The sequence below is a fragment of the Campylobacter sp. JMF_08 NE1 genome, assembly GCF_027737875.1.
GTDB lineage: Bacteria > Campylobacterota > Campylobacteria > Campylobacterales > Campylobacteraceae > Campylobacter_B.
The window spans coordinates 224,989-237,216 of the sequence record NZ_JAOVUC010000002.1; the positions used below are offsets into that span (position 1 = coordinate 224,989).

Sequence of the window (12,228 nt, forward strand, 5' to 3'; positions counted from 1 at the left end):
TTTACTTCTTTTTTGGGCGAAAAGCTGTGATTTTATCGCTTACCTCGATATAAGCACCACCGATTAAATCTATGCAGTATGGAATCGCCGGGAAAATCGGCTCTAAACACTGCAAAATCGCCTTTGGATTGCCCGGCAAATTTACGATAAGAGAGTTTTTGTAAATACCGGCCGTTTGCCTCGATAAAATGGCGGTTGGGACATATTTTAGGCTCACAGCGCGCATTAACTCGCCAAAACCAGGTAGCATTTTTTCGCACACTGCCTCGGTAGCTTCTGGCGTGACATCGCGCGGGGCTGGACCTGTGCCACCTGTGGTAAATACAGCGTCGCACCCGTTACCACACATTTCTCGCAAACTTTTCTCGATTAGCGCGCTCTCATCGGCGATTATGCGGTAGTCAAATTCCACCTCGCCCTCTATCCACTCGCTCATTATGCGCTTTATCTCTGGGCCGCCAAGGTCTTCATAAACCCCGCTTGAAGCGCGGTCGCTAATGGTTAAAATTCCTATTTTTACCTTTTTTTGCATATCTTTCCTAATCATCGAAATTTAATCTATCACTTCTAGGCGCAGGTGTTTCGCTCTGAATTTCGCTGTGAATTTCACCCTGCTCTTCGCCCAAATTTTCCTCGTCCTCATCAAGCTCTGGTTGCAAGATCGAGCGCACGCCAGAGTGAGTGATATACTCATAAACAAAAATTTGCTTCGCTATCAAATTTAGCGCCTCTTGCATAGTGCGAAGCGTCTCGCCCACATCCTCAAAGCACGAATTTAATATCTCATTGACGCTGACTGGATTTGGCACGAAACTATCCCCCATAGCGTATTCATAGACCATTTTTTGCGCCAGCTCGGTCGCTTCTTTGACATCGTTTGAGCCGTTTGTAAAGGCGTCGTTTTTGTGTATCGCAAGGGCTGCGGTGCCGCTGAGTAGGACTTTGATTTGATTTAGCATTTGGGTTTTGGAGCGGATTTCGAAATCATCGTTTAAAAATTTATCGTTTAAAAGCTCGATTTTATCGAAATTCATCGAATACCAATACGCAATTAGCGCCTTTGCAGCCTGATAAAAAGCTTGGATTTCTTTTTCGTTTTCGGTTAAAATTTGGCTTTTTTGCACGCCATAAAAGACCTTTGTGCGCACATTTTCGAAGTCTATTAACTCGATTTTATCGCTTCCCCTCTCCAATGCCTTCATAGCAGCCTCATTGACAAATGTCGCCACGCCTGCCCCACTAAATCCCACGCAAAGGCGACTTACCTTGGTTATATTTAAATCAAATTTTTTATCCGCAAGGTAAATTTTTAAAATTTCAATCCTGTCTTTGTAATTTGGTAGTGAGATAAAAATGCGCCTATCAAACCTGCCAGAGCGAAGCAGAGCCTCGTCGATCAAATCGATTTTATTTGTCGCGGCGATGACCATTACACCGCTATTTTCTTCAAATCCGTCCATTTCTGTTAGAAGCTGATTGAGCGTAGCCTCTCTCTCGTCATTTCGCCCAACACCCCTTTTACCGCCCACAGCGTCGATTTCGTCGATGAAAATAATCGCAGGTGCGCACGATTTTGCCCTCGCAAAGAGCTCCCTGACGCGCTTTGCGCCCACTCCGACAAACATCTCAGCAAAACTCGCCCCGCTTTGGTAAAAAAACGGCACGCCAGCCTCGCCAGCTACGGCCTTTGCAATTAGCGTTTTTCCCACACCTGGCGCTCCTATCATCAAAACGCCTTTTGGGAGTTTTATGCCAAATTTTTGGTATTTGAGCGGATTTTTTAGAAAATCTACGATTTGGATTAGCTCGTCTTTGACCTCGCTAATACCTGCAATATCGCTAAATTTCACATCGCTTTTAACTGGTTCAAATGAGTTTGGTGCGAAATTTTGCGGCGCAGTATTTTGGGCTTGCGAAGCTAAATTTTGCCCTTTTTTACGGCGCGAAAGCACGGTTTCAAAATAATAGACAAAAAGAAAAAAAGCAAAAGTGAAAATCACCAAAATCGCGCTGATTGTCATTTCGCCACTATTGCCGTGCGATTTGCTGATAACTGCGTGATTTGCCAGCTCTTTGAGATCGACGATATCGGCTAAAATGCGGTATCTTTTGCCCTCGTAAATGAAATTTAGCGCGCCGTCCTCGATATGGGCTCGCTTGATTAAATCCCTTTGCATAAGCTCGCTAAATTCGCGCTCGCTGATGTATTGCGCGTCATCTTTGAAATACACAATACTAAGCAAAACGATAAGCAATCCCAAAAACACAAGGATCAAATTTAGCTTGTTTGCCTTAAATTTCTGCCACATTTGACTCAAATTTGACTTCATAATCTTCTATCCTTACCCATTTTTTAGATAAATCTTTTTCGCTTTTTATCAAAATTTTATTATAAAACTCATCGTATCCTTCGAAAAATTCGCCGTTTTTGCGCTCTACTAGCACCGAAAGTGGCGATTTGTGAGCTTTGCGAAACTCGAAATTATTTAACGCTACGATATTTTTAAGCATTTTAAGCCTAGCTTTCGCCACTTCGCCATTAATCCTCCCACTCATCGAAGCAGAAGCTGTGCCCCAGCGCGGAGAGAAAATAAAGGCGTGCAGGTGCGTAAGCGGGAATTTTTTGAAATTCTCAACCGCCTCGCCCCAGACTTCCTCGCTCTCGCCTGGGTGAGCGACGATGAAATCAGTCCCAAGCGCAAACCCTCTCTCGCCTAGCTCCAAAAACAGCTCCAAATCCCTAAACGCTGTGTTTCTGCGACGCATAATGCTAAGCATAGTCTGCGAAGTGTGCTGCAAAGCGATATGCAAATGTCGCTCCAAAAAGCTCTCGCCCAAAATTTCGCGAAAACTCTCATCAATCTGACTTGGCTCGATTGAACCCAGCCTAATGCGCTTTATGCCCAAAATCCCGCCAAGCCTTTGCAACAAAGCCCCAAGAGATGTGGCACTATCTTTGCCATAACTTCCGATATTCGTGCCAGTTAGGACGATTTCGCTAAAACCATTTTGGGCTAAATTTCGCGCCTCATTTATAATCAAATTCTCATCGATAGAGCGCGCGCGCCCCCTTACAGAAGGGATTATGCAGTAAGCACACGAAAAATCGCAACCCTCTTGGATTTTGATAAAGGCTTTCGTGTGATTCTCAAAATCGCCAAGCACGCTACTTTCTTTATACTCCAAATCTCCGATATCGTAAAATTTCGTATCTGCTCGCAAATACTCATCGATTTTGGCCTTTTGGCTCATACCAAAAACGCCAAAAATTTGATTTTTTGCTAGCAAATTTTGCCCCTGAGATTTGGCTCCACAGCCTGTTAAAATCACCCTTTTTCCAGACCTATTCATACGCGAAATATAGCCTCTGACATCGCTATCTGCGCCGTTTGTAACGGTGCATGAATTTACCACAATGATATCTGCTTCGCTCTCATTGCCCACAATCTGCGCGTTTTGCACCATTTTTTTGATTAATTCAGTATCGTAAATGTTCGTGCGACACCCAAAGGTCTTAAAATACACCCTCACCTATACTTCCCCCATAGGTGGCTCGTTTGGCTCGAAATTTGGCGCTTTGTTTGCGCCGTAAGTTTTGCCGTTGTAAAGCGTGTAGGCTGGGTAAGCGATTTTGATATCATCTTCTTTTTGTAAGCTTTCTAAAATTTCACTTGAAATATTGCTTCTAAGCCCCAAAGTAGCGTATGAATTCGTCATATACCAAACCGAAATTTGAATACCATAAGGCTCAAAAAAGCTAAAAATTCTAGGCTCCACATTTGGGTTTTTTATGCTGTATTGAGAGCGAAGTTTTGACATTTGCTTTTTGGCGATATCAGTATAGCCTTTCGAATACTTCCTAACTATGTTTTTGATAATATACATAGCTTTTTTGTGATTGCTATCAAATGTGAGTAAGATATCGATGCCGTCCCAAACGGTCTTTAACCCGGAGTGCGTATAATTAGCCAGCAAATCTGTAAAAATGTAGTTATTCGGTATAAATACAACCCTACCTGCGCGTTTATTTTCTCTCCATGTTGTCATCGTAACATCTTCGAAAATCGTCATTCTAAGCACGGAAATATCGATGATATCGCCCACATACACGACGCCATTTTTGCAGACTTTGACGCGATCCCCTACTCTAAATGTGCCGCCAAATACGATTACAAGCCAGCCAAGCGAGCTCATAAACATATCCTTCATCGCAATCGCCAAACCTGCCGAAGCAAAGCCCAGCACGGTGACAAAATGCGTCATATTATCAATATACGAAAATAGCAAAATCAGCACGATAATGGTGAAATTTATGACATTTATGATTTTATTGACAAGGTAGAAATTTTCATCATTTATGACATATCGTTTGGCGATAAATTTGGCTAAAAACGCCAACGCCAAAACTATGCCAATCCATATAAGGATATTTCCAGCGCGCTTGATTTGCGTCGTGATATCGGCAGTTAGCGCGGTGATTTGGGAGTTTATTTTTTTCTCATACACATCATAAGTAGTGCCTGCAAGCTCGTAAGCAGAGCTAAATTCGCCGATTTCATATTTTAAATTTTTGTAATCTTTGATGAGTTTATCATCTGGGGAAATTTTCTCCACTTTGGCGTATAATTCGGCCTTGGTTTCGAGTTTTTCTATCAAAACCTTTAAATTTTCGATTTTTCGTTTTTGCTCCAATTTTTGCTCTTGCAAATTTCGTATCGTCGAAAAACCCGTGATTATCGAAAAGGGATTGCTCACACGCTCTGGCTCTGGGGTCTCTGGCATAGCGACAATGTCCAAAAATGGGCTTTTTTCATACTCTTTTAAAAGCGAGAGTTGCTCATTTACGGCGCGAAGTTTTTTGCCTATTTCGTTGATCTCGTCCGCGTCGCTTAGGGATTTTTGCTCATCTTGCAAGATTTTTTGCTGTTTTAAAAGCTCTTGGTAACCGATGAAATTCGCAAATCTGCTAACCCAAAGATTGTTTTTGATCTCCTCATCAATCGCCCTAATCTGCTCGCCAAGCGGAGCAATCATCGCTACATCGGCACTTTCGCTCGAATTGACATATTCTTTATTTAATCTAGTGGCGGAGCTGTTTTGCTCTGATAAGCTTAAATTTTGCTCTGCTAAATTTTCGCTTAAATTTCCCTCGCCAAAAGCAAAAACAAAAAATAAAAAAAGAGTTAAAATTTTATTCATTGAAACGCTCTTAATGTCGATTTTACGAGATTTTCATCGATATCATCAGATACGAAAAAATCACCAATTCCCTTTGGCATAATGAATTTTATCTTGCCTGAGGCACTTTTTTTATCCAGATAAAACATTTCGTAAAATTTATCTACATTTTGGATTTTATAGCTTAGCGGAAGTCCAAATTTAGCGAGCAGCGCGCGAATTTTCTCTGCTTCGTTTGCGCTTAGTTTGCCAAGTCTTACAGCCAAATCATTTGCCATAACCATACCAATCGCCACAGCCTCACCGTGCAAATACACAGAATAATTCGTCAAATTCTCAATCACATGCGCGAAGGTGTGTCCGTAGTTTAGCACCGCTCTCACGCCGTTTTCGCGCTCATCTCTCGCCACGACACCAGCTTTTATTTCCACGCATTTTGCGATGATATGGGCCACTTCGCTATCGCTCTTCAAATCATGCTCGCAAAAATACTCAAACAGCTCTTTATCAAATGTTACCGCCATTTTCACAGCTTCTGCCACACCTGCGCCAAATTCGCGCGCTGGCAGGGTTGAGAGAAATTTACTCTCACAATACACGGCGCGTGGTTGATAAAATGAACCGATTAAATTTTTGCCAAAGCGGTTATTCACGCCTGTTTTCCCGCCTACGCTAGCATCTACTTGGGCTAAAAGCGTGGTTGGGATATTTATAAAATTTATCCCTCTTTCATAAATACTCGCGCAAAATCCCGTAATATCGCTAATCACGCCACCGCCAAGTGCTATTAGCGTGCTTTTGCGATCTAGTTTGGAGCTAAAAAGTTGCTCTAAAATTTGCTCCACGCTGGCTAAGCTTTTATACTCTTCGCCATCAGGAATCGTGATGATAAATTTCTGCTCGCACTCCAATCTCTCCAACAAATACGAGAGCCAAAGCCCGCTAACCTTGGGGTTTGTGATGATTGCGACCTTGCCAGGAAGTGAAATTTTGGCTAATTCGTCGATAAAAACGCTGTAACTTTTCTCTTTCAAATCAATATCAATTTTCATATTCTAACCCCTTTATTTGCCTTATTGTAGCATAAATTTTGCATTTTTTTACCCCATATCGCATGGAAGAAAAATTTGGTGATTGTGGCTTAGTTTGAAATACATTTTGTCAAGGTCTTTTTTGAAAATTGCTGTCGATTTCGGGGCTAAAATTTTATCGCTAAATGGCACAAACTGCAAGAAATCACTCTCTCCGCTAAGCTCGATTAATGGGTTTTTGCTCATATCATCGTGGATTATGAGCTCTTTTGAGAAAAGCTTTGACAAATTTAGATAATTTTGCACAAACTCGCCACCTTTGCCGCCGTTTTCGTTAAAAATATACAGGTGAATATTCATACCAAGCTGCGAGCTGATATCAAAAACCACGCTTGATTCCTCGTCCATATTCGCTCCGCCATTTACCACCACACTGCGTTTTATCGCCTCTAACTCGCTCTGCCCTAGACTTAAAATCGGCACGCCAAGACTTTGCAAATAGGCTTTATTTTTTTCGAAAATCTCCCTCACGCACACGACCAAACCAGCCTTATTTTCGCTCACATCGCCGTTTAAATTCGAGATATTTTTCTCTTTATAATCAATTAAAATTTCAAATTTTTCATCATCGCTTTTGGCTTTAATTTCCTCGAAACTAGGCGAAATTTTAGGATTTACCACCCTAATGCAAATTTTGTGATTTTGGAGCCTGCTATCTAGATACTCCACCGCTCTTAGCGTCTTATAAATCGAGCTCTCGCTCATCTCCTTCATATCAATTAGCGCATAAATATTTATCCCAAATGGCGATGGAAACTGGCCGTTTTGCTGTTTGACCTGCGCAAATACCGCGCGCAAGGCACTTGGCTCGCCCACAACCAAAATCGTATCGTTTGGATAAATCACCGTGCTTTTCGTGGTGATTATGTAGGTGTTGTGGCGATAAATCATCGGGATTTTGTATCGCTTCGAGCTTAGAGTGCCTACCTTGCGATACGCAAACGAGCTTCCCACTGGGATTTTTACCTCCATTATCTCGCCTCTGCCAAGCCCTACATACTGCGCAAAAACCGGGCTATCTGGCAAACAACCCATAAAACGAGATGAATTTAGCGATAAAACATTTAAAATTTTAATATGCTTTTCTTCTTTATACTCTTGCACCAAATCCCAAAAATCAGCGAGATAAATTTCCAAATTTGGCGCAATTTCTTTAAGATTATTCAAACTCACCCTAGCGTCAAATTCAATGTCCATTATCATTATGCACCTATCGAATTCGCCCTGATTTACTACTAATTTTAGCCTTTCTATGCTTGTAGGATCGAAAATCTCTACGCTGAAATTTTGCATACCCAAAATCCCCTCAGGCACGCAGGAGCTGTCTTTTGCGATGATGAAGTATTCGTGGATAACATCTTTGGATTTATAAATTCTATTTAAAAAATGGCGCGCGAAATCGCCACTTGCTATGATTAAAACTTTTTTCATTTTTATCCATTAAATTTTGATTTTTCAAAATTATATCAAACATGGCTGAAATTTAAGCGTTTTTGCAAACTCTTTCAAAGAATTTTAAGATATAATTAAAGGTTAATTTTCACAAAAAAGAGGCTAAAATGAACGATAAAATCACAATTATCGGCGCAAGAGAACACAACCTAAAAAATATAAATTTGAAAATTCCAAAAAATAAATTAGTCGTTTTTACCGGCCTTTCGGGCTCTGGCAAATCCACGCTAGCCTTTGATACACTCTATGCCGAGGGGCAAAGACGCTATGTAGAGAGCCTTTCGGCGTATGCTAGGCAGTTTTTAGACCGGGTTGGCAAGCCAGATATCGACAAAATCGACGGCCTAACCCCAGCGATTGCGATAGATCAAAAAACCACCTCCAAAAACCCTCGTTCAACCGTGGGAACAATAACTGAAATTTACGATTATTTGCGCTTGCTTTATGCTAGAACGGGCGTGCAACACTGCCACCAATGCGGCAAACCAATCTCAAAAATGAGCTCATCTGATATCATCGCCGAGGTTATGAAACTCCCAAATGGCGCGAAAATTTCAATTTCTGCCCCGCTCGTGCGCGAAAAAAAGGGCACTTTTGCTGATTTGATCGAAGATATGCGAAACAAAGGCTATGTCAGAGCCCAGATTGACGGCGTTTTAGTTAGACTTGACGAAGAAATCGAACTAGCTAAAACCAAAAAACACACAATCAAAGTCGTCATCGACCGCGTCAGTATCAGCGAAGAAAACGCCACGCGAATCGCAAGCGACATCGAAAATTCCTTAAAACTTAGCTTTGGCGAGGTCGAAATAGATATCGCAAATGCCGATGAATTCGGGCTTGCGCACGATCATATCCATTACAGCGAACACATGGCGTGCTTTGATTGCAAAATTTCATTTACTCCGCTCGAACCGCTGACTTTTAGCTTCAACAGCCCCAAAGGTGCGTGCGAGGAGTGCGATGGGCTTGGGATTAAATTTAGCCTAGATTTAGCTAAAATCATAAACGAGGCAAATTCTATCGAAAACGGCGCGATTAAGGTAATGTCAGGGTTTAACAAAAGCTATTATTATAAATTTTTGCTCGGATTTTGCGCGGCAAACGATATTCCCACAGATGTCCCATACGCCGAGCTTGATGAGGCACAAAAACAGCTCATTTTATACGGAAGCGCGAAAGAAGTGCCGTTTTATTGGAAATCGCACAAGCTAATGCGTAAATTCGAGGGCGCAATCAAATACGCCTATGATTTGCTAAAAAACGAAAACGATTTAGACGAATATATGAGCGAAAAAACCTGCACCGCTTGTGGCGGACTGCGTCTAAAACCCCAAAGCTTAGCTGTAAAAGTCGCTAGCAAAGGCCTTGGCGAAGTAGTAAAGACAAGCATAGAAGAAAATGTCAAATTCTTTGGCGATGAGAAAAATTTCGCCCATTTTAGCCCGCAAGAGGCGCAAATCGCGGCGCCGATTTTAAAAGAAATCAACGAAAGACTATTTTTCTTAAACGATGTAGGTCTTGGATACCTGACCCTTGGGCGCGATGCACGCACAATCAGCGGTGGCGAAGCACAACGAATACGCATCGCAAGCCAGATTGGAAGCGGACTAAGTGGGGTAATGTATGTCCTAGATGAGCCTAGTATCGGACTTCACGAGCGCGATACACAAAAGCTAATCAATACACTTAGAAATTTACAGCAAAAGGGAAATTCTGTAATCGTCGTCGAACACGACAAAAAAACCATACAACAAGCGGATTTCGTCGTAGATATCGGACCTGGGGCTGGTAAATACGGTGGCGAGGTCGTATTTAGCGGAAGTGTGGAAAATCTGCTTAAAAGCGACACGCAAACCGCGCTGTATATGAACAATCACAAAACGATTGATTACCAAAAAAATCGCCCGCAAAAGGAGTGGTTAAGCATAAAAAATGTCGAAATCAACAATATCCACGACCTAAGCGCAAAATTTCCTTTGCGAAATTTAGTCGGAATTACCGGAGTTAGTGGCAGCGGCAAAAGCTCGCTCGTGCTTCAAACAATCCTGCCAGCGGCATTGGAGGAGCTTAACCGTGCCAGAAATGTAAAAATTATAAAAAATGCCAAAATTTCAGGTCTGCAAAATTTAGACAAGGTCATCTACCTAGACCAAAGCCCAATCGGTCGCACCCCACGCTCCAATCCAGCCACTTACACTGGCGTTATGGACGAGATCCGCGCGCTCTTTGCGCAGACAAAAGAGGCGATGATGAGGGGGTATAAAATCGGGCGATTTAGCTTCAATGTCAAGGGCGGGCGTTGCGAAAAATGCGCAGGAGAGGGCGAAATCAAAATCGAAATGCACTTTTTGCCCGATATTAGCGTAGTTTGCGACGCATGCGGTGGTTCGCGCTACAACGCCCAGACGCTCGAAATTTACTACAAAAACAAAAATATCGCCGAGGTTTTGGCGATGAGTATCGACGAGGCTTTGGAGTTTTTCAAAGCTGTGCCAAAAATACACCAAAAACTAAAAACCCTCCAAGATGTAGGCCTTGGCTATATCGCGCTAGGTCAGCCTGCAACCACGCTAAGCGGGGGCGAAGCTCAGCGCGTCAAACTCGCAAAGGAGCTTAGTCGCACGGATACTGGCAATACACTTTATATCCTCGACGAGCCGACCACTGGCCTGCACTTCGCCGATGTCGATAGGCTGGTGCAAGTGCTTCATCACCTCGTGGATTTGGGCAATTCGGTCTTTGTCATCGAGCATAATATGGACATCATCAAAAACTGCGACTATCTCATAGATATGGGGCCAGAAGGTGGCGATGGTGGCGGAAAAATCGTAGCGCAAGGCACACCAAAACAGCTGGCGAAAAACTACAAAAAAACGCACTCATATACTGGGGAGTTTTTAAACGAGGAATTTGCGGGGTAAAATTTGGGTGAATTTGGGGAAATTTAGCGTGAATTTTGGAGCGAAATTTGACAAATTTAGTTTAAAATTTAGCGTGAAATTTGCATGAAATTTGCGCTAATTTTCCCAAATTTTCAAATTTAGCCTAAAATTCCTCGGCTAAAAATCTACGATAAATTTCATCTTTGCACGCGCGTGAAATTTCACCGTTTTTGCAGGCATTATCCAAAATTTTCAAAAACTCACCCGCAAATTTTGGCTCATCATAAAATTTCGCTATCGCCTCTGTAATCCTGCCTGGCAAATTCGCAAATTTCGGCGCAAAATTCGCCCTTGGTTTCAAATTTATCTTTTCGATTTTATTATAAAGACAGCTAAATTTACGATTTATTTTGCGATTTTCTATGATTGCGTGCCTTAAATTTCACTGATTTTGGGATTTAAATTTGAATAAAAGTGGTGGTTAGAGGCAGAATCGAACTGCCGACACGCAGATTTTCAGTCTGCTGCTCTACCGACTGAGCTATCCAACCACGAAAAAGGAAAAATTATTTTATTTAAACATTACTTAAATAATGATAAAATTTGAGAAATTCGGCTAAATTCCAGCCAAATTTACTCAAAATTTCCAAATAAAGACAAATTTTAGGGTATAATGGCGCGAAATTACAAAATTTACGAAATTTACAAATTTAAGGATTTTTATGAAAGCGATTTTTTCGATTTATATCCTCGCTCTTGGCGCGCTCATCGGTATCGAGCTTAGCCTTGGCGCACTCACTGCTCCGACGATTTTTTACCCACAAAGTCTCATTGGCGAGGGCGTGCTTAGCCACTTCCAAAGCGGTCAGATGATGAGCGCGATTTTTGTCAAATACAACGCCATTTTAATGCCGTTTTCGATAATTTGCCTAATTTTTGAAATGGTGAATTTCAACAACAACAAATCCCAGCCTTTCAACCTAAAACTCTCAACCCTCATGCTAGCGCTCATAAACCTCATTTTAGCGACACTTTTTGTGCTGTATTTCACAGAATTTATCCTTGACGCGCAAAAGCTAGGCGAAGCAGGCACGCAAACAGCCGAATTCGCCCAAATCCACAAAGCCAGCGAGTGGTGCGCCAAGCTAATGATAATCGCGCAAACGGTGCTGTTTTTCCTAAAAATGGTGCCAAACTTGCGCATAGGCAGAGGCAATGAAATTTAGGATTTATTACGACGATACCGACGCGCAGGGCATCGTCTATCACGCAAACTACATAAAATTTTGCGAGCGGGCTAGAAGCGAGGCGCTAATGCGTGCGGGCGTGGATTTTCACAGCAAGCAGGCGTTTTTCGTAGTGAGCGATTTGCAGGCGAAATTCCTGCGCTCTGCGGTGCTGGGCGACGAACTAGAAATCAAAACCACGCTCAAAGAGCTAAAAAACGCAAGCGCGGTGCTGACGCAAAAAATCTACAAACTAAAAGATATAAATGGGCGCGAATTTGATGAGTTAATCTTCGCCCAAGATGTCAGAGTCGCATACCTGCAAAACGGCAAACCTGTGAAATTCAGCGACGAAATCGTGGAGTTTTTCAAGGGGTTGTGAGGGTTGGCAGGGCT

10 protein-coding genes and 1 tRNA gene are annotated in these 12,228 nt (G+C 42.3%); 3 read left to right on the top strand and 8 right to left on the bottom strand.

The window, feature by feature from the left end; translation table 11 throughout:
• Position 1: 1 nt before the first annotated feature.
• The 6 genes from mog to OFN91_RS03095 are packed head-to-tail and all read right to left on the bottom strand — an operon-like array spanning position 2 to position 7,700.
• The gene (gene mog, locus OFN91_RS03070; RefSeq protein ID WP_270873232.1) at positions 2-532 is read right to left on the bottom strand and encodes a molybdopterin adenylyltransferase; all 531 of its coding nucleotides are present in this window, start codon (positions 530-532) and stop codon (positions 2-4) included.
• A gap of 7 nt (positions 533-539) precedes the next feature.
• Positions 540-2,330 (bottom strand): AAA family ATPase, encoded by a 1,791-nt coding sequence (locus OFN91_RS03075; protein ID WP_270873233.1) that lies wholly within the window; start codon positions 2,328-2,330, stop codon positions 540-542.
• Entirely contained in the window at positions 2,293-3,531 is a 1,239-nt protein-coding gene (gene mtaB / locus OFN91_RS03080) for a tRNA (N(6)-L-threonylcarbamoyladenosine(37)-C(2))-methylthiotransferase MtaB (protein ID WP_270873234.1), read from the bottom strand. The genes OFN91_RS03075 and mtaB overlap by 38 nt, the downstream gene beginning before the upstream one ends.
• Entirely contained in the window at positions 3,532-5,199 is a 1,668-nt protein-coding gene (locus tag OFN91_RS03085; RefSeq protein WP_270873235.1) for a mechanosensitive ion channel family protein, read from the bottom strand. It lies immediately after the preceding gene.
• Positions 5,196-6,230: a 3-dehydroquinate synthase gene (gene aroB / locus OFN91_RS03090; RefSeq protein WP_270873236.1), complete on the bottom strand. Its 1,035-nt coding sequence runs from the start codon at positions 6,228-6,230 to the stop codon at positions 5,196-5,198. The genes OFN91_RS03085 and aroB overlap by 4 nt, the downstream gene beginning before the upstream one ends.
• 48 nt (positions 6,231-6,278) lie before the next feature.
• Entirely contained in the window at positions 6,279-7,700 is a 1,422-nt protein-coding gene (locus OFN91_RS03095) for a TrkA C-terminal domain-containing protein (RefSeq protein ID WP_270869777.1), read from the bottom strand.
• A gap of 128 nt (positions 7,701-7,828) precedes the next feature.
• Here OFN91_RS03095 and uvrA point away from each other — a divergent pair, with 128 nt between their 5' ends.
• On the top strand, positions 7,829-10,645 hold the full coding sequence (gene uvrA, locus OFN91_RS03100; RefSeq protein WP_270873237.1) for an excinuclease ABC subunit UvrA: 2,817 nt from the start codon (positions 7,829-7,831) through the stop codon (positions 10,643-10,645).
• A 124-nt stretch (positions 10,646-10,769) separates the two neighbouring features.
• On the opposite strand, the gene OFN91_RS03105 is transcribed toward uvrA, so the two are convergent.
• Positions 10,770-10,967 carry a hypothetical protein gene (locus OFN91_RS03105; protein WP_270873238.1) on the bottom strand — a complete coding sequence of 66 codons (198 nt, stop codon included), beginning with the start codon at positions 10,965-10,967 and terminating at the stop codon, positions 10,770-10,772.
• 114 nt (positions 10,968-11,081) lie between these two features.
• A tRNA-Phe gene (locus tag OFN91_RS03110) sits at positions 11,082-11,157 on the bottom strand.
• Positions 11,158-11,328: 171 nt separating this feature from the next.
• Here OFN91_RS03110 and OFN91_RS03115 point away from each other — a divergent pair.
• Positions 11,329-11,832, top strand: coding sequence for a DUF4149 domain-containing protein (locus OFN91_RS03115; protein WP_270873239.1), 504 nt, complete (start codon positions 11,329-11,331; stop codon positions 11,830-11,832).
• Positions 11,822-12,214: a YbgC/FadM family acyl-CoA thioesterase gene (locus OFN91_RS03120; protein ID WP_270873240.1), complete on the top strand. Its 393-nt coding sequence runs from the start codon at positions 11,822-11,824 to the stop codon at positions 12,212-12,214. The genes OFN91_RS03115 and OFN91_RS03120 overlap by 11 nt, the downstream gene beginning before the upstream one ends.
• Positions 12,215-12,228 lie beyond the last annotated feature (14 nt).

Coding starts and splice junctions, on each gene's coding strand:
- mog (WP_270873232.1), bottom strand. CDS start 532: ATGCAAAAAAAGGTAAAAATAGGAATTTTAACCATTAGCGACCGCGCT.
- uvrA (WP_270873237.1), top strand. CDS start 7,829: ATGAACGATAAAATCACAATTATCGGCGCAAGAGAACACAACCTAAAA.
- OFN91_RS03095 (WP_270869777.1), bottom strand. CDS start 7,700: ATGAAAAAAGTTTTAATCATAGCAAGTGGCGATTTCGCGCGCCATTTT.
- OFN91_RS03075 (WP_270873233.1), bottom strand. CDS start 2,330: ATGAAGTCAAATTTGAGTCAAATGTGGCAGAAATTTAAGGCAAACAAG.
- OFN91_RS03085 (WP_270873235.1), bottom strand. CDS start 5,199: ATGAATAAAATTTTAACTCTTTTTTTATTTTTTGTTTTTGCTTTTGGC.
- OFN91_RS03115 (WP_270873239.1), top strand. CDS start 11,329: ATGAAAGCGATTTTTTCGATTTATATCCTCGCTCTTGGCGCGCTCATC.
- OFN91_RS03120 (WP_270873240.1), top strand. CDS start 11,822: ATGAAATTTAGGATTTATTACGACGATACCGACGCGCAGGGCATCGTC.
- aroB (WP_270873236.1), bottom strand. CDS start 6,230: ATGAAAATTGATATTGATTTGAAAGAGAAAAGTTACAGCGTTTTTATC.